Source organism: Arthrobacter sp. K4-10C (assembly GCF_059090085.1).
Map to the genome: position 1 here is coordinate 210,576 of NZ_JBNHFI010000007.1, position 22,195 is coordinate 232,770.

The 22,195-nt window shown below is 61.0% G+C and carries 25 protein-coding genes; 11 read left to right on the top strand and 14 right to left on the bottom strand.

What is annotated here, in order from left to right:
• Nucleotides 1–8: 8 nt before the first annotated feature.
• Complete coding sequence (locus tag AC5RUU_RS11775) at nucleotides 9–941, bottom strand: sugar-binding transcriptional regulator (RefSeq protein WP_493975383.1); 933 nt, start codon at nucleotides 939–941, stop codon at nucleotides 9–11.
• A gap of 731 nt (nucleotides 942–1,672) precedes the next feature.
• On the opposite strand from AC5RUU_RS11775, the gene AC5RUU_RS11780 reads away from it, so the two are divergent.
• From AC5RUU_RS11780 to AC5RUU_RS11790, 3 genes are read left to right on the top strand one after another with little or no spacing between them, the layout of a single operon-like run.
• The gene (locus tag AC5RUU_RS11780) at nucleotides 1,673–2,305 is read left to right on the top strand and encodes an SIS domain-containing protein (RefSeq protein ID WP_493975384.1); all 633 of its coding nucleotides are present in this window, start codon (nucleotides 1,673–1,675) and stop codon (nucleotides 2,303–2,305) included.
• A gap of 9 nt (nucleotides 2,306–2,314) precedes the next feature.
• Nucleotides 2,315–3,784, top strand: a complete 1,470-nt coding sequence (gene xylB / locus AC5RUU_RS11785; RefSeq protein WP_493975385.1) for a xylulokinase — start codon at nucleotides 2,315–2,317, stop codon at nucleotides 3,782–3,784.
• Nucleotides 3,781–4,479, top strand: a complete 699-nt coding sequence (locus tag AC5RUU_RS11790; protein WP_493975386.1) for a hypothetical protein — start codon at nucleotides 3,781–3,783, stop codon at nucleotides 4,477–4,479. The genes xylB and AC5RUU_RS11790 overlap by 4 nt, the downstream gene beginning before the upstream one ends.
• A gap of 168 nt (nucleotides 4,480–4,647) precedes the next feature.
• On the opposite strand, the gene AC5RUU_RS11795 is transcribed toward AC5RUU_RS11790, so the two are convergent.
• The 3 genes from AC5RUU_RS11795 to AC5RUU_RS11805 form a co-directional block, all read right to left on the bottom strand.
• Complete coding sequence (locus AC5RUU_RS11795; RefSeq protein WP_493975387.1) at nucleotides 4,648–5,301, bottom strand: RES domain-containing protein; 654 nt, start codon at nucleotides 5,299–5,301, stop codon at nucleotides 4,648–4,650.
• A complete protein-coding gene (locus AC5RUU_RS11800) occupies nucleotides 5,298–5,546 on the bottom strand; it encodes a hypothetical protein (protein ID WP_493975388.1) in 249 nt (82 codons plus the stop codon). The genes AC5RUU_RS11795 and AC5RUU_RS11800 overlap by 4 nt, the downstream gene beginning before the upstream one ends.
• A gap of 1,110 nt (nucleotides 5,547–6,656) precedes the next feature.
• Nucleotides 6,657–7,607, bottom strand: a complete 951-nt coding sequence (locus AC5RUU_RS11805) for a DUF4192 family protein (RefSeq protein ID WP_493975389.1) — start codon at nucleotides 7,605–7,607, stop codon at nucleotides 6,657–6,659.
• Nucleotides 7,608–8,004: 397 nt separating this feature from the next.
• On the opposite strand from AC5RUU_RS11805, the gene AC5RUU_RS11810 reads away from it, so the two are divergent.
• Entirely contained in the window at nucleotides 8,005–8,373 is a 369-nt protein-coding gene (locus AC5RUU_RS11810; RefSeq protein ID WP_493975390.1) for a recombinase family protein, read from the top strand.
• 667 nt (nucleotides 8,374–9,040) lie between these two features.
• Complete coding sequence (locus tag AC5RUU_RS11815; protein WP_493975391.1) at nucleotides 9,041–10,066, top strand: IS110 family RNA-guided transposase; 1,026 nt, start codon at nucleotides 9,041–9,043, stop codon at nucleotides 10,064–10,066.
• A 95-nt stretch (nucleotides 10,067–10,161) separates the two neighbouring features.
• Here AC5RUU_RS11815 and AC5RUU_RS11820 read toward each other — a convergent pair whose 3' ends face one another.
• Complete coding sequence (locus AC5RUU_RS11820; protein WP_493975392.1) at nucleotides 10,162–10,710, bottom strand: hypothetical protein; 549 nt, start codon at nucleotides 10,708–10,710, stop codon at nucleotides 10,162–10,164.
• Nucleotides 10,711–10,828: 118 nt separating this feature from the next.
• Nucleotides 10,829–11,431, bottom strand: a complete 603-nt coding sequence (locus tag AC5RUU_RS11825; protein ID WP_493975393.1) for a hypothetical protein — start codon at nucleotides 11,429–11,431, stop codon at nucleotides 10,829–10,831.
• Nucleotides 11,432–11,872: 441 nt separating this feature from the next.
• Here AC5RUU_RS11825 and AC5RUU_RS11830 point away from each other — a divergent pair, with 441 nt between their 5' ends.
• The 3 genes from AC5RUU_RS11830 to AC5RUU_RS11840 all read left to right on the top strand — a co-directional run bounded on the left by AC5RUU_RS11830 (nucleotide 11,873) and on the right by AC5RUU_RS11840 (nucleotide 13,245).
• A complete protein-coding gene (locus AC5RUU_RS11830) occupies nucleotides 11,873–12,115 on the top strand; it encodes a hypothetical protein (protein ID WP_493975394.1) in 243 nt (80 codons plus the stop codon).
• Between the two features lie 558 nt (nucleotides 12,116–12,673).
• Nucleotides 12,674–12,880, top strand: coding sequence for a ribbon-helix-helix protein, CopG family (locus AC5RUU_RS11835; RefSeq protein ID WP_240685144.1), 207 nt, complete (start codon nucleotides 12,674–12,676; stop codon nucleotides 12,878–12,880).
• On the top strand, nucleotides 12,877–13,245 hold the full coding sequence (locus tag AC5RUU_RS11840) for a type II toxin-antitoxin system death-on-curing family toxin (RefSeq protein WP_493975395.1): 369 nt from the start codon (nucleotides 12,877–12,879) through the stop codon (nucleotides 13,243–13,245). Before AC5RUU_RS11835 ends, AC5RUU_RS11840 begins: the two co-directional genes overlap by 4 nt.
• A gap of 657 nt (nucleotides 13,246–13,902) precedes the next feature.
• Here the strand turns inward: AC5RUU_RS11840 and AC5RUU_RS11845 are convergent.
• The 5 genes from AC5RUU_RS11845 to AC5RUU_RS11865 form a co-directional block, all read right to left on the bottom strand.
• A complete protein-coding gene (locus AC5RUU_RS11845; protein ID WP_493975396.1) occupies nucleotides 13,903–14,505 on the bottom strand; it encodes a TetR/AcrR family transcriptional regulator in 603 nt (200 codons plus the stop codon).
• A 262-nt stretch (nucleotides 14,506–14,767) separates the two neighbouring features.
• Nucleotides 14,768–15,634 carry an alpha/beta fold hydrolase gene (locus tag AC5RUU_RS11850; protein ID WP_493975397.1) on the bottom strand — a complete coding sequence of 289 codons (867 nt, stop codon included), beginning with the start codon at nucleotides 15,632–15,634 and terminating at the stop codon, nucleotides 14,768–14,770.
• 47 nt (nucleotides 15,635–15,681) lie between these two features.
• On the bottom strand, nucleotides 15,682–16,680 hold the full coding sequence (locus AC5RUU_RS11855; RefSeq protein WP_493975398.1) for an NADP-dependent oxidoreductase: 999 nt from the start codon (nucleotides 16,678–16,680) through the stop codon (nucleotides 15,682–15,684).
• A gap of 961 nt (nucleotides 16,681–17,641) precedes the next feature.
• Nucleotides 17,642–18,436 (bottom strand): SDR family NAD(P)-dependent oxidoreductase, encoded by a 795-nt coding sequence (locus tag AC5RUU_RS11860; RefSeq protein WP_493975399.1) that lies wholly within the window; start codon nucleotides 18,434–18,436, stop codon nucleotides 17,642–17,644.
• A 566-nt stretch (nucleotides 18,437–19,002) separates the two neighbouring features.
• Nucleotides 19,003–19,527, bottom strand: coding sequence for a hypothetical protein (locus AC5RUU_RS11865; RefSeq protein ID WP_493975400.1), 525 nt, complete (start codon nucleotides 19,525–19,527; stop codon nucleotides 19,003–19,005).
• 123 nt (nucleotides 19,528–19,650) lie between these two features.
• Between AC5RUU_RS11865 and AC5RUU_RS11870 the strand changes: the two genes are divergently transcribed.
• Entirely contained in the window at nucleotides 19,651–19,821 is a 171-nt protein-coding gene (locus tag AC5RUU_RS11870) for a hypothetical protein (protein WP_493975401.1), read from the top strand.
• Nucleotides 19,822–20,017: 196 nt separating this feature from the next.
• Nucleotides 20,018–20,353, top strand: coding sequence for a hypothetical protein (locus AC5RUU_RS11875; RefSeq protein ID WP_493975402.1), 336 nt, complete (start codon nucleotides 20,018–20,020; stop codon nucleotides 20,351–20,353).
• Nucleotides 20,354–20,542: 189 nt separating this feature from the next.
• On the opposite strand, the gene AC5RUU_RS11880 is transcribed toward AC5RUU_RS11875, so the two are convergent.
• The 3 genes from AC5RUU_RS11880 to AC5RUU_RS11890 form a co-directional block, all read right to left on the bottom strand.
• Nucleotides 20,543–20,722, bottom strand: a complete 180-nt coding sequence (locus tag AC5RUU_RS11880; RefSeq protein ID WP_493975403.1) for a hypothetical protein — start codon at nucleotides 20,720–20,722, stop codon at nucleotides 20,543–20,545.
• A gap of 177 nt (nucleotides 20,723–20,899) precedes the next feature.
• The gene (locus AC5RUU_RS11885) at nucleotides 20,900–21,076 is read right to left on the bottom strand and encodes a hypothetical protein (RefSeq protein ID WP_493975404.1); all 177 of its coding nucleotides are present in this window, start codon (nucleotides 21,074–21,076) and stop codon (nucleotides 20,900–20,902) included.
• On the bottom strand, nucleotides 21,073–21,381 hold the full coding sequence (locus tag AC5RUU_RS11890; protein ID WP_493975405.1) for a hypothetical protein: 309 nt from the start codon (nucleotides 21,379–21,381) through the stop codon (nucleotides 21,073–21,075). Before AC5RUU_RS11890 ends, AC5RUU_RS11885 begins: the two co-directional genes overlap by 4 nt.
• A gap of 502 nt (nucleotides 21,382–21,883) precedes the next feature.
• Between AC5RUU_RS11890 and AC5RUU_RS11895 the strand changes: the two genes are divergently transcribed.
• Nucleotides 21,884–22,168, top strand: coding sequence for a hypothetical protein (locus AC5RUU_RS11895; protein ID WP_493975406.1), 285 nt, complete (start codon nucleotides 21,884–21,886; stop codon nucleotides 22,166–22,168).
• Nucleotides 22,169–22,195: the final 27 nt, after the last annotated feature.

Consider the following 22,195-nt stretch of genomic DNA (forward strand, 5'->3'; position numbering starts at 1 on the left):
GAACGGCGTTAGTTTCCTTTCAACAGCTCACGCGCCAGTGACGCGTCCGTAACCACTGAATCGATGAGGCGTGCCGCAATTGCGGCGCGCATTGCACGGGCTTTTGACGCACCACCTCCGACGCAGATGACTTCAGGGATTTTTCTGAGGGTTTCGGCGCGAATGGCGATGGTCCGGTCGTCGATGGTCTCGATGGTCTTGCCGTCTTCGGCGATAAGCGTGGCGGCTACTTCGCCCACGACGCCCTGCGACAGGAGCTTATCGACATATCCCAGCTCCCGGACTGCGTCGTACAGCTGGGAGTTCGGCGGGTCCCAGCTACCCACCGCGACGACGCCCTTGGTGACCCGCTGGAACTGAGATGTCGCCTCGCGGATGAGCGGGTCATGCATAAGCGCCCGCGCGGTTGCGGGGTCGCGCACCACCAACGGGGCAAAGATGGGCCACATACGGCCGCCGGCAATGCGTTGAGCCCGGCGCAGGATCTCGACGCCGTGCTCGGTGGCTTGGCCTGCCACACCACCGAGGGCGACTACGTCGCAGCGGGCAAGTGACTCCAGGAAACCCGCAACCGCATATACCGTCCGGCCAGATGTGAAACCCACAACGTCGCCTTCTTCAACAATCTCGGTCAGGAGCTGAGCGGCGGCCTTGCCCACATATTCGCGGGCAATGCCATCGCTGTCGCCGGGAGCTGCAACGACAAGGGCACGGCGGAGGCCAAAACGCTTTTGAAGGTCCACCGAGAGGTCCGGGTCAACAAGGTCCCCGGCACTGATTTCAAACTTAATGATCCCCTGGTCTTTCGCGCGTTCGAGCATCCTTGCGATCTTGAACCTGGACACCCCTATCTCGTCGGCGATCTCAGATCGAGTGGCGTCGTCACGGTAGTAGCGGCGCGCCACGTAGGCCATCCTGAGGCGCTCTTCAGGTCCCGTCAATTTGACACCATCCCCTTCATATTCCGGCTCCCAGCCTACCATTAGTACGCTCATTTGAGCGTACTAATTGCCCATCTGTTGCCTTTTGAACTAGCGCGGCAAGCCCTGACTCGACCCCGCTTACGAAGGGTGCTCATTTGAGCGCCTGTATTGCCCCTTTGTTGAGAGCTTCGTTACAGTCGAGGCAGCAGAAAAACGGACAAAGACCGCGCCTCACGCTGGAAGGAACAAGTATGATCAGCGCAGCAACGAGGGGTATGAGCACTGCAAACTTCCCCATTGAGGTGCAATGTTCCGAACACGCCGAGGTGATTGGGCATTGCGGAAACGCTCAGCGGTGCACTTGGTCGCAGGTGGTTGCTTCGCCTTTTTTGCAGGCCGTCCACCTGAGAGGCGAAGCAGGCAACACCGGTCCCATGGCAAGTGCAGGCGGAATCGAAGACGGTCCAAACGCGGTGAAAAGAAGCCACTTCATCAGCACCTCTCTCAAATCGGCGCCGCTTGGCCCTCCTCACGCCGTACCTTCGCTCGAGGAGCGCAAGGACAAGTCAGGTCCAAGACGCTCACCGTCCGAGGCAACGGCCAAAACGTCCCCGGTTCACTAACGAAACCAGAACCGCCGGCAGCGTCCCCGGTGCATCCCTTCCGGAAACAAAGAAGCACACGAACGTTCACTGCATCCACCGATTCCGTGGCCAACCAAGCCCCTCCGACTACCAGATTGGTACCCCATGACCACCTCGAGCACCACGACCAATACGATCGTGGAGGCTGCCCGGGCTGCAATACGCCGGGAAGCACAAGCGGTCGAAGGACTCAGCGCCCAGATCGACCAGACCTTCGCCGAGATCGTTCAGCAAATCCTCGACCTCGACGGCAAAATCATTACCACCGGAACCGGCACCTCCGGGATTATGGCTGAACGGCTCGCCCATCTCCTCGCCGTCTCCGGAACACCCGCCTTCTACCTTCCCTGCCTCGACGCCCTCCACGGAGGCATGGGAGCGATCACCGACGGCGACCTCGTGCTGGCCTTGTCCAAAGGGGGCCAGTCCACAGAACTTATCGAGCTGGTCAGCAGACTCGGTGAACGCCGCATCCCGGTTGTAGCCGTGACAGAGCGCCCTGACTCACCGTTCGCCAGGGCTGCTCAGCGTGTTGCCGTAGTGAAGACCGAACCAGCTGAGGCTGATCCGGGTGGCTTGATCGCCATGGGCTCCACCCTCGTCGCGGGCGCCTGGGGTGACGCGCTGGCCACCGTCCTCATGGCCCTGCGCGGACACACCTGGGAGGAAGTCATCCACATCCACCCCGGAGGACTCGTCGGTCAGCAGACAGAGCTTCCCCCTGAAGTCGAACTCTAGGATCACCTCATGAGCACAACACTGCTGGTCGCTGGAGTGGATTCCTCAACACAGTCCTGCAAAGTCCAGCTGCGCAACGCCGAAACTGGCGCCCTCGCCGCCACCGGTACCGCACCCCACACACCAACCTTCCCCCCGCTCAGCGAGCAGGATCCGGCAGAGTGGTGGACGGCATTCACGCTCGCGTTCCGGCAGGCCCTCGCCCAGGCCGCAGCATCGGGCTGCCAAGTTGTTGGGATCTCCGTCGCCGGACAGTGCCATGGTCTCGTACCACTGGATGAAGCGGACCGGATCATTAGGCCGGCAAAACTGTGGAATGACACAACCTCTACTCCGCAGCTCATCAAACTGCGGGCACAAGTTGGCGATGAGGCCTTCATCCGCGCCGTTGGGTCCCTGCCCACCGCTGCCTTCACAATTTCGAAGCTGGCCTGGTTGGCCGAGCACGAACCAGTCAACTTCAACAAGCTGCGCCATGTCCTCCTGCCCCATGACTATCTGACCTTCCGGCTCACCGGAGAGTACGTGACCGACCGCTCCGAGGCCTCCGGCACGGGTTACTTCGACGCGGCAAAGAAGCGCTATCTTCCCGAGTTTCTCCGCCACATCGATGACCGGGATTGGGAAACCATGCTCCCGACAGTGCTCGGCCCGGACGAGGCTGCGGGAGAAGTCTGTCCACAGGCCCTGGAGGAACTGGGGCTAACCGGACGGATCGTGGTTGGCGCAGGAGGCGGCGACCAGCACGCTGCGGCACTGGGCCTAGGCGTTCAGCATGGGGACCTCGTCTACTCCTTCGGCACGTCCGGCGTCGTCTCGACTGTCCACCCCACGGCCGTCCACGACCTCGAAGGCACAGTTGACGGGGTTGCCGACATGACGGACGAATACATGCCGCTGGTCTCCACCCTGAACGCTGCCAAAGTCACCGACACTTTCGCCCGGATACTCGGAGCGAGCCGCGACGACATGACAAAACTGGCCCTTAACGCCCCCGACACAGAAGGACCCTCACTGGCGGCATTCCTCGACGGTGAGCGGACACCAAATAGGCCCGCATCATCGGGAATCATGGCTGGCATCACCACTGCCACCACGCGGGAAGAGTTCGCCCGTGCCGCCTACGAGGGCGTGATTTTTGGCCTCTATCGGGGCCAGCAGAGCCTGGAGGGGGTCGGTGTGAACTTGACGGGACGAATCCTTGCCGTAGGCGGGGGCGCCCGCTCCGCCGCCTACACCCAACTCCTTTCCGACATCACGCGGCGGCCCATACTCGTCCCCGACGAGGATGAAGCCACCGCGCGCGGAGCGGCCGTCCAGGCAGCCGCTGTCGCCGCGCGGAGGAGCGTGGCCGATGTCCGGGACGAGTGGACCCCCAGAGCCACTGTCGTCGCCGAACCCCGCGCCCGCACCCGGAAAGCCGCCTTCGCAAGCTACTGCCGGGCCGCGGACATGACACAGCTGGACGGCCAACAATGACAGACGCATCCCAGCCCAACCTGTCACAGCCGCGCGAGTCCCAGTCTCCCGTCCTGGGCCTTGCCATCTGGGCCAGGAATTTCGCACCCGGAACGATCAGCGGAAGCGTCTACGCCGTGCCGGCGGCCAACCGGCTACAGGCTGCCCGGCTGCTTACCGACCGCGGGCACCGCGTGCACGTGGACCTCATCATCAACCAAGAGGGAACCCATACCGGTGTCACCCCCGATGAACTCCTGCTCATGCATCGGGCTGTCCCAGAAGCACGGTTCGAAGTCCACCTGATCCTCCCAGCAATAAGAATGATCGACTCGGTAAAGTCAGCGGCGGAGACTGCTATTCGGGCCGCCGGGGAGGTCAAAGCGGAATTCTTTGCCCTGGCTCCGAGAGTGCTACAAGACTTCGCCGACGCCTTGGAAGACCTTCGCACGAAGGAGGTACCCATCTGGGCCGAAGTCTCGATTGGCGACGACCTGACCGGCCTTCGCCGGGCCGACGGCGCGCTCGTGATGCTCATTGAATCCGGCACCAGAAATGCAGCAGACCCGTCCCAACTACGAAAGGTAGCCCGCCTCGCGGGCACAACACCGGTGGCAATCGACGGCGGTGTCACGGCGGCCGTGGCGGCCGAAGGCTTGCAGCTGGGAGCGGACGTTATTGTCTCGGGCCGTGCACTGTTCGAAAACGCCGGCTGACAGCAACGCCGCTCGCTTGCCAGCCCGCCCTCCTGGTACCGGGCAACCGCGAACCAGCTTGCTGACGGTGGCCGATAACGGATATCTTGTGCAGGTGGGGGAGTGTGCCGACGATTGGTTCCTCCGCGGCGGATTTCCCGGTAGCCGGCCGTCATGTCTCCGCCAGTGTCAGCGGGGACGCAGTGGCGGAGGTGCAGGAACGATCTTTACAGACTTTGAGGACGGGACAGCGCCAACAAACCTCGTTAGGTCGGCCAGAGCAAAGGCTTGGCGCCCTGAAAGGCGGGGTCCCTCCGGCCAGTTCTTCGCGCCGGCCTTGTCAAAGAATCCCAAGGCCGTGGCCTCGGCGCGCGAGCTGAATCGGGGCTCGTAGAGCACGCCCTCGAAGCTTGCCTCGTGGAAGGCAACGGCCCAACGCCCTGTCTTCTCATAGCTGCCCGTCATTGAGCCCAGTTCCCGGATCGCTCCAAAGTCCGCTGCCGCTTCATCCCCGGTATCAGCTACTTCGATGGCATGCGGCATTCGCAGCTCTGCCACCTCCATGCCATGCATTAGCTGTGGTGGCAGGAGCGAGGCGACCCCGAAGACGAGCCCGAGGCGTTCCCGGATTGCGGCCTTCATATCGGTCGCAACATAACAAGTGCCCATTGGCTTAGGCAGGTCGAGACGGCCTCCTCCGGAGGCAAACCACCAAGCGCCAGTGGGATGCGGGTTTGAGGCCTTCACGGCCCGCCAAAGCACTCGGTCAGATTCGATCCGCTGCCGGGGGAAGCCTGCAAGGTCAGCGGGCGGCTCCGGGAGCGCGGAGTCCTCCCGGCTCATGCTGCCCAGGCAGCCGCGTCATGCCGGGCGAGTTCGATGACCGGTGCGGGGTCGCGCCGGTCCTTCAGCCACTCCACGGCGGTACCGTCGAACTCCTCGACCGGAGTGGTCAGCCACCCTGCGATGGTCCAGCCGTCGGCAGTTCCCTGTTTCAGCGCAGCGAGCACCTCCGGCAGCCCATGCAGGAGCTTGCCACTGTCCGTGAACTGCCACACCGGGTACAGCCGGACCCGGTCTGAGGTCACGCAAGCCAGCAGCTTGCCCGCCGTGATTCGCTTTTCGAGTGCTTGCCGAGTTACCGCCAACCAGCTTGTCAGGCCCGCCGTATCGTAAAAGGGCCCGACCTGGTTCGCGAGCCCGTTGGACTCGACGTTGCGGGGGACTACACGGAGCATCGACTGCACGAGCCGAGAGACATCAACCCTGGAAAGGTCAACGTCAGGGCTGCGTCGGAGCTCAGCAGCAAGCCTGGCTGTCACCGTGCTAACCGGATCGGCTACCACATGAGGAGCGTGCACCGGGAGGCGACTGGTGGGCATACTAGCGCCGCTAGAAGGAGGTTGTTCAGCCGCCTCGAGTTTAATCATTCGCCAGCCTGGGCTATTCCGGAGATGCCCACGTTTCTGCCGGTAAATTCGAAGCTTGTGGTGCCTTGCAGGGCGAGCTGTCCCCACGATGTACTTTTGGAGAACCTCTCGCACTTCGGCTTCACTGACATCGGGAGACTTACGTTGCCGTTGATCTATCTGGGAAACCTCAGATAGGGCTTGCGCCACGTACGTTACAAGCACGGCTAAGTCAGGCGTGGGACCCTGGTGGCGAAGGGCAGGATCCTGATCTTTCTCTTGGACATTCTGGCTTCCCAAAACGTCCTTCCGATTCACCACACACCCCTCCTTTACCGTCAACCAAGACAACCATGCTAAGCGCCGACGTCAACCAAGACAACTAGGTAGAGGTGTTACCGAGAGAAGTTCAGCGCGGAGATGAAGGTATCGAGGCGTCTGGACGGCGGACAGTAGAAGCGACCTGATCACAATCTATGTGACCGCAATGACGCTGGTGACCTGAAGGTTTACAGCCACCTGACCCCTGTGGCATGAGGTTGACGTGAGCGCCTCCCGTTTCGTCATCCGAGAATGCCAGAAAGACATAAAGACTGAAAGTCTTGCGGCGAATCCCGGCCGGAACCCAGATGCTTCAGAGGCTTCTCCCCCGCCAATTCCAAATCGCCGATAATTGTGATTCCGTCAACCTGCTGGCTCGGACATAAGTGCTTCACGGCAGGTCGAAGGGGAGTGATTTGTAGGCGGTGTCTTTGTTCATGTTCCAGCCGGCGACGATTCCTGAGCCGATCATTTGGTCGCTGAGGCGGGCGAGGCGGGGTCGGTGTCGAGGGCGAGTTGGAGGAATTGGTGTGCTTTGCTGCCTCTGCCTTCCCACCAGTTGATGTAGCCGATGGCCGTGAGGACCGGTGCTGCGTGTTCGGCGCTGGTACGGGTGTAGGCGTGCAGGAGTAGTTGTTGTGCCCATTCGATGCGTGACCACTTCGGGGCCTGGTCGGTTTGGGCGAACAGGATCTGCTGCATGGGTTCGTCGACTCCTGGGATGTCTGCGATGAGCCGGTCCCGGATCGCCGGGAACTGCAGGTTTGCGACTAGGGCGTGGCAGTCGTCATCGCTGGGGAAGATGTTGGAGTCGAGCATCTTGGCCCTGAACTTCCGGCCTTGCTGGAGTGCGGTGTCGGTGGGTTGGGATGCGATGGTGTCGATGTGGTGTTCGACGTCGGTCGCTTTGGCTGCTTCCCGGCTGGTGGCTGGGAGGGTGATGCGGTCGGTGGGTTCGATGAAGCTGCCGCGGTAGATGAATTCGGCGTTGATCGCGCTGGTCTGGGTGGAGCTGACTGGCAGGGCGAGACTGGTGCCGGGTTCGCCGTCGTAGGGGGAGAAGGTTTCGTCGCCGACGAAAAGTCCGTCGCGGATGGTGATGCCCTGTTCGGCGAGGACCCCGGTTAGCGCGGCGATGGTGCCGGCGTGGGGTCTGGCTTGTCCGGGGCGAGTGGTTTCGCTGGTGTATACGGCGAAGAGGATGGAGGTGGCGGTGGTGTCGCTGGTGAGGTAGTGGGCGACGGTGTGTGCGTAGGGGAGTTCCTGGCCGGGTTGGCGGGGGAGGTCGATGCGCAGGGTCGCGCCGATGCTGTTCTCGTTCAGGGTGATGCAGACGAGGCTTTCCTGTGGCCAGAAGCCCAGGGTGTGGCCGATGAAGCTGAGGACATCTGATGGTGTTGTGATTGTGAGCTTTTCCATGATCCCGTGTTTCCCTTCACCCTTGTGCTTGCCGCCAGGGTGACAAATTGTGCCGCAAAAAGACCGCCATTTACCACCGAAAGTCACAAAATGCCGAAAAACGGCCGCCCTTACTGTAGTCAAAACTGGTTGCCGAAAAGAAAAGCAGTCAAAAGGTTAATGGGAGGGTTTTTGACGTATCCGGGAACGTTGTCGGCTATGCAAGGGTCAGTACTCGTGGCCAATCGCTCGATTCACAGGTGGACGCGTTGGTAGCGGCAGGAGCAGTCCGCGCCCGGTGCTACCCAGACACGGCTACGGTGGAAGGACTGCCTGGACTATCTTCAGCCGGGCAACGTGCTTTTGGTCGCAGACCTGACTAGGCCGTAGTACCTCCGACCTTCCTGACATCGTTACAGTGCTGGGTCAGCGGGGGATAGGCTTCCGTTCTCTGGCTGAACCCTGGTTGGACACGAGCAGCGCCCACGGCAAACTCATCTTTGACATGTTCGCTTCCCTGGGAGAATACGAACGATCACGGCTGTCGGAAAGAACCAAGGCTGGGCTGGTCGCAGCGAAAGCGCGAGGCCGGCTCGGCGGCCGCCCGCGGTCCATGACGCCAGGAAAACTGGAAACGGCGCGGCAGCTGCGCAGCGAAGGAAAGACTTTGAAGGAAACGGCTGAGCGGCTGAGCGTCAGCGTTTCATCACTGACTCGGCTCTTAGCAGGAGCGACGTCCCAGAGGTCGCGTCGGAAGCTGCCTAGCACGCCCTTGTTTTTGAGATAGCTTGCTGGGCATCGGTTCACAGAGGTGTCGTGTAGATCTTGTCGCATCTGGCCTTCTGCAGAGTGTCGCGCTGCAAGTCCAGGTTATACGCCCGGGTGGAACCCGGCGTAGCCGATGCGGTGCGAAGTCAGGGGTTTTCATCTTCCCAAACTCCGGTCGGGGTGTTAGTTCGACTGTAAAGATTCGAGAATTATTTGTGAGAACCGCGACGGGTGTGCAGCTTTTCGTCATGGAGACCAATTTCCGCGCCCGGACCTCGCGCCACTTCCATGAACCGCCGGCACCGGGATTCTCGATACGCCGTTTTCTCGGAATCCTTTGTTTTTGAGAACCAGCCAGATACGTAGCTGCTGGGCAGGGGCCCGCGATCGGCTTTCCAAACAGGGACCCTCTCTAGGCCCGCTTCCCGTGGACTGTAAGTCTTTACACGGTTGCTCTGTGAGCGGCTGGCAGTCTGGTGCTGTGACTCGGCTGACGTGTGACCCACCCGTGGATTTGCCTTCGAATAAAGCTGTGCGGAGTGCGCTTTCTTGGATCTGTCCGCCCTAGCCGGGTCCGGCATGGTTCTGTCTACTGCGCTGGCCTGATTAGAAGCATGCCCACTCAAACCCGGGTGTGGCCCATTACAGTCCTGCCACGCCGTAAACCCCTTCGAAGGAGGAAACAGGTGATCATTCGAGAGCACTTCGGCTTCGTTGTCGGCATTGATACTCACGCTAAAACCCACACACTCGCAATCATTAACACGGCAGACGGCCGGGAGATCGCAAACGAATCATTCCCGGCCACCGTCTCGGGCGGAAACCGCGCTCTATTTTGGATTCGTCGCCATACCGGCACAACCGCTGAGACGGTACTGCTCTCCATGGAGGGAACCGGATCGTACGGAGCAAAACTCAGGCAACAAGCAGTAGAAACAGGCTTCCAAGTAACTGAAGCTCCAATTCCCAACCAACGCCTTGGTAGGTACCAGGGCAAGTCAGATTCCCTTGACGCGACCCGAGCAGCACAAGCCGCACTAAGCATTCCCTTAGACCGCCTGAGCGAACCCCGATCCGGCCAGAACCACATGGCCCTACGGATCCTCTCCAATGCACGCCGCTCAATGGCTCGCGAACGCACTGCAGCCATCAACGCACTCACCGCCCTCCTGCGAGTCATCGACCTTGGCGTTGACGCACGCAAACCCTTGACCACCACTCAGATCAACACCATCGCTGCATGGAGGGAACGGGACGAGGAATTCGGAACTCAAACCTGTCGCCGCGAAGCCGTCAGATTAGCGAAGCAAATTCTGACCCTGCAAGAACAGATGGCCAAGAACCACTCTGAACTCGAGACGCTTGTGCAGCAGGTTCAGCCGGCCCTTCTAAATATCTACGGCATCGTACTCGCCGCAATCATCCTCACCGCCTGGTCACACACCGGAAGAGTGCGCTCCGAAGCCGCGTTCGCTGCTTTGGCCGGCACCTGCCCGGTCCCAGCCTCATCCGGCAGTACCACCAGATTGCGCCTCAACGCGGCGGCGACCGCCAACTCAACAAGGCCATCTACACGATCGCCCTCATCAGAATCAACAGAGACCCCGCAACCAGAGACTACGTCGCCAAACGAACAAGCCAAGGCCGCACCAAAAAGGAGATCATCCGCAGCCTCAAGCGATACATCACCCGCCAGATCTACCGAACGCTGAACCAAGCCTGCCGAGCACCGGCAGGCTAACTGGGACCTTCGCCCTCATTGCGCCTTGGGCGGTGTGGCCTCTTCTTCGCTGAGTCGCTGACTCCGCTATCGGCTTGCCCAGTAGCCGCACGACGCGGCCTCCCAGTAATGATCCCGGCTGAAGCCAGGGAACTGCACGCCCAGTCTGGTTGGCGCGTCCGTTTCGGACAGGTCGCATTGCCAACCAGCTGCCAACAGTGCGTCCGCCGCCACAATGGCCTCCTCGATCGCCTCCCGGCTATACATGTCGCCCAGCGCCTTGTGGACGTCAATTGGCCCCAGGCGATCTCCCGCGCCAAGAGGTCGGTCAGTAAAGTGACGGAGCATGAATACGGCATCGTAGAGTTGCTGGTTTCGAGCCTTGTCAACATAAGACTCACGGCGTTCGAGGTCCGCTTGCCGCTGAGCTTTTGCCGTTACGATACCTTCCTCTATTGCGGCACGATACTGCGCATCTCGAAAACCAGGAACGGTATTCCTGACACGTGCAAGGACCTTTTCGAACTCTTCTCCGTCAAGGAGTCGCATGGCATGAAAGGCCGCCGCGCCCTTAAGACGGGAAGCAAGCTGCTCTTTGGCTTCCCGGGGCTTTCGGCGCCATAAGAATGGCTTCATCTCGGTCCTCCACCTTACCGATGCACCGAACGTAGCACCCGTATGCTCGATATTAGCCACATCATTGTGATACCTGCGTGCCTATTGACAGCTATAGAAGCATCCGAGGCGAAAGGAGCTATCTCTCATGAATGCGGGGCTTCTTCGCCAGGATCTTGTCGGCAAGCGACGTTCCAGTCTCCCTGTTCTGCCTTCCGGAAGGCACCAGACGAATGACTGCGACGTAGGGTGTGTCCCACGAATCAATCTCGATGACCGACAGCGGGCGGCGACTTAGCGGCCTCTTCAGTGTTTCCATTCTTACTGAAATGACGTGCTCCCACGGCACCAACCCGAAATAAACAGGTTGCTTTCGCTGTCGGACCAATTGCAGGCCCCAGGCGTCTGCGACCAGATCGAGGATGAATCCTGCCCCCTTCGTCTTTGACGTAAGCGGACCTTTCTTGAGGAATCTTCCGAGTTCCCGCCCTGTCCAAAAGGTGTCGACGACCAGGGCTCCGGGATGGTTTAGCTGCAGCCACGTCTTGAATGTTCTCGCTTTGTAGAACACCCACCAAAGCCACAGCGGTGTGACAACCGCGATGATAAGCATGGCGACCCCCAGAACCTTGAGGCCGTCCGGGTAGCTAAGGGCTTCGTCGAGCTGAATCACCAATCTGACCAATAGCACTGCGATACCGACGAGCCCTATGGACGTACCCAATTGGCGCTTCTTGTTCATCAGTCATCCCCCAACTCCCCCCCACGCTGCCTTGCGCTACTGCCTACCGTACTTCTTGTGTGCTGTCCGCTGGCCCCGCCCACGGCCAGTGGGGCATCCTGCCGGAGAAGATCTTCAGCCAGCGCATTTGGACATGCGAAGCCTCGGGGACGTTCTCTCTAGCTCCCCTCGATGAGATGAGATAGTTCGTCTAACGGGCCGTATCTGGCCCAGACCCCGGGCATTGGGAACAGATTAGAAGCTGGTATTGGTGCTGTCGGGAGCCTTTTCGGTACAGCTGGGGGAGAGGATTCCACGGCGATAGAGTGTAGCAACATAACTGGTAGCGGCCGGACTTACGGATTTGGGCTGACATCGTTTGATGCTTATGCAGGGCCGAGTTACGGATACGGGGCAGGGTGTTCAGTAATGTTTATGGGTTACTAAGCCGGGGAAGTGCATATGTCCGAGACGGCGCTGCTAGGTCTATTCCTGATCGTCGGTGGTTTTGCAATACTCGCGCTCGGTCGCATCATCGAGAACGGGTTAGAGAGAGGTTACGCCCGGAAGTACCCAGACAAGGATGTGAACCGGTATATGCGAGGCCAGATCCGTTACAAGCGCGTTTACGCCGGGGTAGTCATGTCCGTGGGTGCTGGCCTGCTCATATATGGCTTATTGGGCGGCAGGTTGCCGGGAGAATGAGTGCGCAAGTGCAGGCCTATGCTGTAGCAACCATGTGCATAATTTTCGGCGCGTGGATCATTGTGAAGAGGAATTGGTTCGCAGACACGTTAATGGACATCCTTCGTGGTTTTAAGACCGACCGCACATCTGAAGGACTCAAACGGTTCTGGGGTGTTGGCATGACCGTATTTGGGGTGGTCGTTATAGGCATCGGAATCGTGATAGTAGTGGCTGCTGCCTAGTACTCACGAGTTCATTGCTACTGCTCTTGCAATGGTCGTCGATTGCGGAATTCGCAGTCGACGATAACTAACTGCGTTGTCTCGATAACCAACAGCTATTCAAGACACTGCCTCCGCTCTATATAGCCCAGTTGGAGTGGCGTCTGGACAGGTGTCTTGATGTCTTGGAAAGTTGTCTCGCCGTGTTTTGTCTTAGATAGATGCCCGAGAGGGTTTTCTGAGGCACGATGCCTCCAAGCGAGGTCCGATCCGTATCGGCCACTGAGGTCCAAGGTCTGTCTACCCGACATGGGGTCCAGCAGCGACGCGGGTACCGTTTTGGTACCATAGGCGTATGGCTATGAATCTCCGTGTTCCTGAAGACCTCGATCGGCGGCTGGAGAAGTTGGCTGCCGAGGAACACACGTCCAAGTCCGCGCTTCTGTTGCAGGGGGCCGAGCTGGTTCTGCAGCGCCACGCGCGCCGGCGTGAAATCAGTGAGGGCCTCGATTTTGTTATGAGTCATGATGCTGAGTTGCTGAAGCGCCTTGAGGACGCGTGACAGCGTACCTGGGCATTGAGGATGTACTTCAGGTAGTTGATCGGTACAGCTTCCATATCCGTGATGTCGGGTTGTTGGCCTCAGCATTGGCCAGACCGGCTACGACTGTCATGGGCGCGGAAGCCTATCCCGAACTCGCGGTGAAGGCGGCAGCCTTGTTGGAGTCGGTCGCCCGGTTCCATCCACTCATTGATGGCAACAAACGGACGGCGTGGACGCTCATGGTGCTGCTGCTGTGGATCAACGGTTACCGGCATGACTTCACCACGGATGAAGGCTTCGACCTCGTCGTCGGAGTCGCCGCGGGCACTATCGACCTGCCGAACGCTGCCGCCGAGATTTCCAGGCATCTGGTGCCCCGGTAGTCCTCCAGCGCCCCGAAAGGGGGTGTGGACAATGTCCACACTTTTCGTCTCGTACTGGGCCAAACAGCTTCGGACTGGCTAGGATTCCGCATGTTTTCGCGGGTTCCCAGTGTTTACAAGGGCTGGAATGCAGTTCGAGTCCCACCTCGGGCACAGTAGATCCCCTCGTCAGAGGGGTTTTTGCTTTAACGTGTGTACAAAGCTTGTGGTCGCGTCCCTCTGACGCTAGTACGCGGGCTGTGGCCTGGCTGCCGCCGAGCCTTTCCAGGTGTGTGGGGTGGCGGGGTCAGGACCCTGGCTGGTGGGCCCTCCGCCCGCTGTGAGCTGGGGTCATGCGGTTCCTCGTTCCGGTTCTGTCGGGTTGGTCGTGGGTGGCCAACACCTGTTCATGTGTCGGGGAAGCGGGGACGACATGACTTCGGCGATCCCGCTAAAGGGCGCCCCGAGGAGGCGGTCTTAGGCGTGCCCGCGAGTGTCGCGTCCCGAGGTTTGTCCAGCCAAAGAGGGTGTGGACACTGTCCACACCTACGTCTGCCTTAAGGAACATGTACGTGCCCGACTCACACACCTGGCACGCTCGGACGCGTGATGTCAGGCTGGGGTGTCGTTCCGGCTGACAGGCTGCAAGTTTGACGGTGATAGGTGAAAGTTCTTGCGTCAGCGGGGCAGGAGCAGGCGGACTTGAGTCCTGATGTCTTGGACGACGTCGTCGACGCGAAGAGCGGGATCTGCACTCACTGCCATGCTGAGGAACATGATGGCCGAAGCGATGCGTGCGATTGTTGCGGCATCATCGGCACTGAAAAGTTCATTCCGGGCCAAGACGGCGGCGATAGCCTCCTCAGTTTGCGCGACGATGGAAAGGGCTTCACTGTGGTGGGGCTCCGTCGGGTCCCCGAAGACCATCTCGCGCAGGTAGGTGCGCCCGCTGTCGACCTGGACGCGGTTGCACTCCACGATCGGCCGCACGAGGGCCATCACTGCATCCAGTGCATCCGGGATGGTTTCAGCATTAGCCCGGCCCTGCTCCAGCGCTTTCGCGTAGTGCGTGTTCTGCACGAGCAGGAGGAGTTCTCCCTTGGTCTTTGCGTAAAGGAACAGGGTTCCGGTGCCGATATCGGCCTTGTCGGCGATTTGCTGAGTTGTGACATCCTCGACCCCATGTTCGGCGAACAGCTCACTAGCCGCGGCAGTGATGCGGTCCAGCTTCTCCTGCTTATTCCGCTCGCGTCGTCCGAGCGGCTGGGATGCGACGGGCATGAAGGTCCCTCCGGAACATAAACTGACTAGACTCAGTTACGACTATAACGACCGCGGAGATTCGAGGCACCCCAATCTTTCTACTTCTAGCAGTGGGAAGGCTGGACCGTGGTTCACGTAGTCCGACCTGTGTGTCATAAGCGCGTGCTGCCGAAGCCAGCGGAATGAGCTGGCGGGAAAGCTGCCGCACTGCTAGTGAAGAAGCTATCGCGACCACGGCATCGGCCAACTCTCAATGATGAGACATAGAAGTTCTGAACGTTCAGGTGGCGAGGAATTCGACGGCGGCCGGAACGAACTTCGCGTGGTACTGGAAGATGCCGCCGTGACCCGAGTCGGGGTAGATGATCAGTTCGGACCCCTTGATGCGCCGGTGCAAGTCCGTTGAGAGGAGGGATGGCACCATGCGGTCGTTGTCGCCGTTGGCGATGAGAGTGGGGTGCGTGAGTGTGGACAGGTCCGACGGGGCGGAACGGCCGAACGCCTGGATTGCCTTCAGCTGCGTTTGGAATGCGCGGGTGCTGATCGGTTTGTCACGGTCGACGGTGCGCTCCTGGAGGCGCTTGATGAACGCTTTCGCTGCTGATTTGCCTGTGGCGTTGCGGTTGAAGAAGAGGAACTCCTTGGGGTCGGACCTCGTCAGGGTTGCGCGGAGGATGTCCCAGTAGGTGGTGCCAACGACCTTGTCGATGCCTTTTCCTCCCCGCGGGCCGGTCCCGGTGAGCACGAGCTTGCGGACAAGGTCGGGATGCTTGAGGGCCAGGTCCTGGGCGATCATGCCGCCCAGGGAGAAGGAGAAAACATCGATTCTTTCGAACCCGAGGGCCTTGATGAAGGTGTAGGCGTCGTCGGCCATTGCCTCGATGCTATGGGAAACCTGCCCGGTGGAGGCGCCGACGCCGGGCTGGTCGAAGGTGACGACGTGGCGGTTTTCAGCAATGGGGTTGATGATGCGGGGATCCCAGTTATCCAATGTGGCGGCGAGGTGCACGAAAAAGACGACGGGGATGCCGCCCTTGGGGCCCAGCTCGCGGTATGCGTAGGTGGTGTCACCGGTGGTGAGGGTTTTGGTAGGTGCTTTGGCATATGAGGTAACGAGGGACTCGTGCGGGGTGCCGGTGTTGTCCATGGCGGTTTCTTCTCCTGCGTGGTTTGTGAGGTGGAAAGAGTGGCGGTTCAGCGGGTCAGGGTAACCACTGCTTTCCCGCGGATGCCGCCCCCGGCCAGGGACTGCAGCGCCTCTGGGGTCTGGTCGAAGCTGAAGACTCTTCCTACGGTGGGGCGCAACACGCCGTCGTCGACAAGGGTGCTGATCTGGCGCAGTTGGTCCCCGCTGGCGCGCATGAAAAGGAATTCATAGCTGACGGCGAGCTTCCTGGCCTGCCGCCGAATCTTGCTACTGACGAGAGCGATTGCCAGGCGGAGCACAGGATTCAGCCCGGCTTTGCGGGCAAACGCCGGATCCGGCGGGCCGGAAATCCCAATAGCTTTGCCGCCGGGCCGGAGGATGCGCAGTGACTTCTCGAGGTTCTCACCGCCGAGGCTGTCGAGCACGAGGTCGTACCCGTTCAGGAGCTGCACAAAGTCCTGGGTGCGGTAGTCGATCACGATGTCCGCTCCGAGGTCACGCACGAAGCCGGCGTTGGAGCCGCTGGCGGTGGTTGCAACGGTCGCGCCGAGGTACTTGGCGAGCTGGATAGCGATCGAGCCGACCCCGCCGGCGCCGGCGTGAATGAGGACCTTGTGCCCGGGTCGCACGTTGCCCTGCTCGACAAGGGCCTGCCATGCGGTGAGGGCCACGAGCGGCAGCGAGCCCGCTTCCTCCATGCTGGCCGATACCGGCTTCAGTGCAAGGTCTTCCTCGGCGACGGCGATGCGCTCGGCGAAGGTGCCGATGCGGTCCTGGTCCGGGCGGCCGTAGACCTCATCGCCGGGCTTAAACCCGCGCACCTTTGCCCCGACCTGGAGGACGGTACCGGCGACGTCGTTGCCGAGGATCAACTGGAGTTTGTAGGGCAGGATCTGCTTGAATTCGCCCAGCCGGATCTTCTCGTCCAGCTGGTTCAGGCCCGCCGCCTGCACCTGTACGAGCACATCGCGGTCCCCGACGATTGGCTCGGGGACGTCCGCCTCGCGCAGCGGCTCCCTGTACTTAGTGACTACGAACGCTCGCATGCCGTGATGCTCCTTCTGGGGTGGTGACTGATGATTGGTGCCGTTGGTGCAACGACGGGGGCGCCCTGCCGCGGCAGGTGCTTGGCACCGGCCTTCCTTGGATTGGTCAGACGAAACTATGACTGCAATCAATTATGAGTGTGCTCACGTATTTGTCAAGAGGAACCCTGATCGAGGGCGACAAAAGAAACCGCCGGTCGAGGCGCGGCTCCTTCGCCGTAGCCGACCTCAAAGTAGAAGGACTGTTTGCGGTGCATTGGCACCTGGCTCTGTCCCAGAGGACTATCCGAGAAGGGAAGAAGCCAGCCAATTAGTAAACGCCGGGCTGGATACTCCAGCCGGGCGTTTAGGTGATCTTCATTCTTGGCTACCTAACCACGTGTTTTGAGATGCCTCGTGTCTACAGTGTCGAGACCAGGTTCTTTTCTTGGAGTTTGGTCTTGGCCCGGCTGTGAGCCGCGGCCGCGTACTTTTCACGGTAGAGCGGAGGATCATTTCCTGCTGCTTCTGTAGTCCAGCAAGGAGCCGCTTGGCAGGTTGAGGTGTGGCCTAACTAGCACCCGGCTCAACGGGTCCGCTACCCGTGATAAACAAAGCTTTGAGCAGGGCTAGTCCTGGAAGGCTGTCGCGCAGGCATGACGTAAGTCCGTTCAGTGTTACCGCCCTTGAGATGGGTGGCGCTAATCCAACACATCGACTCAAGGTATTGATGAAGCCCAGGCCGCCGGCTCTCCGCTATCCCTGGCCTGGGGTGAGGTCATGCATCAGGAGCTTATTCCGCCTTCTGAAACTGGTGTTGCAGGCCCGGACTCGGATCCGGCCACGATGGCTATTGCTCCAGCCAGGAGCGCCGCATTCGCCCAGAAAATACCTCGCATTCCCAGTGGAGCGGCCACTGCCCCCAGAGCGAGGGGCAGGCATCATGTCTCGGTGCGGCCCGGTTGTAACTTTCAGGCCCTGGTCACCGCGTTGCCGGGCGCAGTCGCAGCGCCTGCAGACCGCCGTCGACGGCTATGGAGGTGCCCGTCGTGGAGCCGGACAACGGGCTCGCGAGGTAGGCAACGGCACCGGCCACCTCGTCTGCTGTTACCAGCCGCCCATGGGGCTGGCGGGCTTCAAGCGCGGCGCGCTCCACGGCAGGGTCCGGGGCCGCCTCCAGCAGGCGCGAGATCCACGGGGTGTCCGCCGTCCCGGAATTGACGCAATTCACCCTGATGCCCTCACGGAGGTGGTCCGCCGCCATGGCCTGGGTCAGCGACAGCACCGCACCCTTGGTGGCCGAGTATAGAGCCCGTTTCTGGAGACCGGCTGTGGCGGCCACCGAGCACATATTGACAATGGCGGCCGACGGCGACTCCCGCAGGGCAGGGAGTGCCGCCCTGCTGACGCGGACCATGCCCACAACATTGACGTCCCACACCCGGTGCCACTCGTCGTCGTCGTTGTCCTCCACCGTGCCCTGCGCGCCAATGCCGGCGTTGTTCACCACAATGTCCAGCCGGCCGAACTCCTTGAGGAGGGAGCCGACGGCGGCACGGACGGAGCCGTCATCGCTAACGTCGCAGGCGACCGGGAAGGCGCCCAATGCTGATGCCGGATGACGGGCAAAAACCGCGACGTGGGCGCCCAAGGCCTGAAACCTGCGGACGACCGCTTCTCCGATGCCGGATGACCCGCCAGTCACGATGGCCACCAGGCCCTGAAGTTCGTGCACGGGCTGCTCCGACCCGGCTTCACCCAAACGCCCGTTTTTCATGTTGAGTCTCCTACGATCCGCTGTCTCTTGACTTTCAGGTTTCCGCCCTACCTGGAAGACGCCTCCATGACGCTCATTTCGTTCCTCCTACTATGAAACCTAACGTCTTCCCGACGCGCGCCCATGCGGCCCGGGAAAAGAAAACTCCCCGCAAGGTCTTGAATGTGTGGCCACTCACATGATTTCGGCGCCGCGAGGTATGCAAGTCTGAAGACGCAGCTGTCACTCTGCCTTGCAACCGCACACAAGCAGTACATGAGCATCAATTCCAAGCCCCGCCAGCCAAAAGGTATCCCCGTCGGCGGCCAGTACCGGGAAAGAACCGACTTTTCATAGTCCCATCTCCGTTCGTACTCGCCGGTCCTGCTCGTGATCTCAAACGTCCCGAAACTGAATGTACGCCGGTCGTTGTGATCGGCACTGCCCCCGCTGCAGGGTAACGTCAGGACTGATCGGGCCCCACTCGGCAATTGTGTGCTTCCTAGAAATTTACCTCCGATGGCTCATAGGCCTTCTCCTCCCGAACTCACCACTCGGACTGCTGCCGGGAAGGGGACTGTCTGAATTCATCGTTCACCCACCAGGAAGACGACCGGGGGCGTAGAGATAGGCCCGGGGCAGGGGTTGAACGGGTCGTCCCTGGTCCATTCCAGGTCGTTCACCTGTTCGGCCAATAAGGAGCCGTCCTCGGCTAGAGCGTGCAAGGTGATTTGGGTTGGTACAGGTCCGAGGATGAAGGTAAAACTCCAGGTATTGTCTCCCTGCCTGCTGCCGATGTAGCGAGTGTCGGGGTAGGTCGGCGGCGGGATACGTGGACCCGGTGCGGGGGAGAAGCCTCCGCCGGGCAGCTGGACCCAGTCATCGGTGACGGCCACGGAAGGGGCAGGGACAGGTGCCGCAGTCGGTGCTGGCGCCGAGCAGCCCTCGTCGGTGCACAGCTGGACCTCGTCGATTGCCGTCGTATGACCCTCAACGATCACTTCGAGGCCGCTGACGTAGCCTATTGCCGGACACGCTCTGCTGCAGCCTGCGGCCGGCAGCGTGACCGCGATCAGCGCAGCGACTCCCAGGATCCCCCAACCCGTCTTCATGGCCCGAGTCTACGACTGCCTCCGGCCAGCCACACATAGGATGAGCCGGTGACCGAACCCATGAACCGCTTCCTGACGATCTCGCAGCGGCCGAAGAGCTGAATTTGAACCAAAACCAGATCCGTGAGTTGCTTAGCAGCGGGGAGCTTCGCGGGACCTAGGCAAGATAAACGGGGCCTGTGGCGCATCGGAACCGATGACATCGAGGACTTCATCGCCGAGGCATACCGGCGCACGGCTGCGCACATTGCCTCCCGCGGGCTCGCGGGCGAGGCGGAGCCGGACGGCGGGTAGCTTTGTTCTGTTCCGATTGCGCCTGAACGCCTGGAGTCTGAGGACAACGAATTGGGGGATTCATGATGGACAAAATAGTTACTCCAAGAAGGGGCAGGGCTGCCCCCGAGCGTAGTTCTCTGTTGTCCATCATCGCGCCATTGGCGGGCCCGTTCTTGTCATCCTCCTGACGGGTTAACTCACCATGCAGCTGCAGTTGTCCGAGATCCACGTCTTCTTGAGCTTCAACGAGCGGCCGATCGGGGTTGAGGGCGATTGGCTGAGGTACGTGTGGACTGTGCCTCTCATCGTCCTCGCCGTGGCAGCAGTCATGGTGTACCGCGTGTCCATCCACGGTACATTCGCCCGCCTTACCGCTCTGGCGACTCTCGCCGTGCTCGTCTTGATGGCCGTCCCGATGGCGTCCGGGCCTCGTATCAACGCTCCGGAGGGGCATCCCTTGATACTGCATATGGCGGTGGAAGGCGCCAAGTCGCCCCTGGTCTTTGCAGTCATAGGCGCGCTTATCGCCGACATACTTCTTGGCCGCTGAAGGGCGCACGTCACCTGACACCAAGAAGCCCACCGGCACTAAAGCCCAGGCAGGGACAGCAAATCGTGCGTGACGTCAGCCTGGCCTGCTGAAGCTACCAAGATACGCGTCCCCGTCCGTTCATAGCTCCACACGTGCTGCCAGCGCTCCTCCGCAGAGCCAGCCTTGATGCGGAGATCGTTCAGGCCTTCACCCGCCATCCCCAAATGTCGTCGCGGTCGTCATGGTCAGCGCCGGCAAGGAGCCGGAGGCTTTCGCAGTCTTTGCCGTCCGCGAGCCACTGTGCAGCAATGCCTGGAAGTCCTCAACGAAGATGAGGTTCGCATCAAACAGGGCTGCCGCTTGCTGCGGGGAGGGGGTGAACTTCACCGATCCCCCGCTTCGCACCGCGTCGGCGGCCAACAATCCAGCAGCCGACCCAGAGCAGGGCGACAAGCACCACTGTTTCAGTCCCGTTCGGAGCCACCCCAAAAGCGGCTCGGGGGTACGGCAGGACAAACAAGGCGGACACGGTCCCGACGAGAGCCATGACGGCAGCGGAGGCGCTCACTGTTTCCGGCTTTCGTTGAACTGCCAGGCCTGCATGTTCCCATCGATCCGCCCGCGCCGCTCGTCCGCCTGTCCGATGCCGTCGCGGACGCCGGCGCGAATAACGCCGTAGAGGACGTAGAAGAAGATCGCCGAAAAGACCACAGTCAGGACCAGGCTGTCGAGATCCATCATTCCTGCCCGCCCTCCTCCGACCAGTACCTCTCGGCGCCTACTGCGGCCTCCCGGAGCTTGCCGCCGTCGATCGTAGTGGACGACTCTGGCATACCGAGTTCTGCCCACTGGACTACCAGCTGGAGGTCGCCGGCCGGAGGCAGAGGCCAAAGCCACAGGCTGGCTTTGCCAGACATCTCGTCGTCCCCGCCTTCGCCTCCATTCCCTCGAAGGATGAGGACCGGCGGATCGGGCTGCTCATCGGTGCCGGGTGGATAACGGGCATGCAGTGTGGAGTCCGCCCGTACCTTCGATCCGTCCGCCAACTGGACTCCGAAAAGGAGACCTGCAAAGGGACGCCGGTGGACGGCTTGCCTGCTGTGGGGATGGCCAAAGAATGCTCCGTTCAGCTCAGCCCAGGCTTCGTCGTCTTCCTCACCCCGTCGAAGTGTCCACGTCAGATCAAGAGAGCAACCGGTCGAATACACTTTTGCCCAGCTCAGCGGCCATGACGAAGGTGCGGGTGCGGTGCAGGTATCGCCCGATGTGGACAACTCTCGGAAGCTCGTGGGGCGGTGCACCGGCCCACGGTGGGGGCACATACCTGACAGTCCGGCCGCGGGGTAACGGCTCTGGCGTCGGCAGATCCTGGAAGAAGGTCACGGTCATCCTTTGTTCGCTGGCTAGGACCAGCGGAACAACGACATGGTCGCCGTGGATCCCCCAATCCGTCCTTACCCGGCTCAGTCTAGCTATAGCTGGTCACCAGCTTGGGGACACGCCCTCCGGCTCCCGAGGACTGTCAGTACCCGGCAGGACCATGGTCCTATGACGGCTCCAACGGTTGAGGCGGTGATCCATGAACTGATGGATCTCGCCTGGAACGTTGTCTATGACCTGCTGGAGGAGATGGGCCTGCTCGGCGACGGGCTGGAGGTACAGGAGTACGCCGGGATCCATTCCTGGGTGGAAGACCTCACCCTCTACACCGTGGTTCACTCCCGGACGGTCGCTGTGCTGTTCGTGGACATCCGCCCGGTGGACGCCATCGTCTTCCACCACGACCTGCTGGGCGCTGGGGACCCGAAGAGCTTCTTCCGGCTTCAGATGTAGCCTCTGGGCAGCCGGGCCGGATAGAAA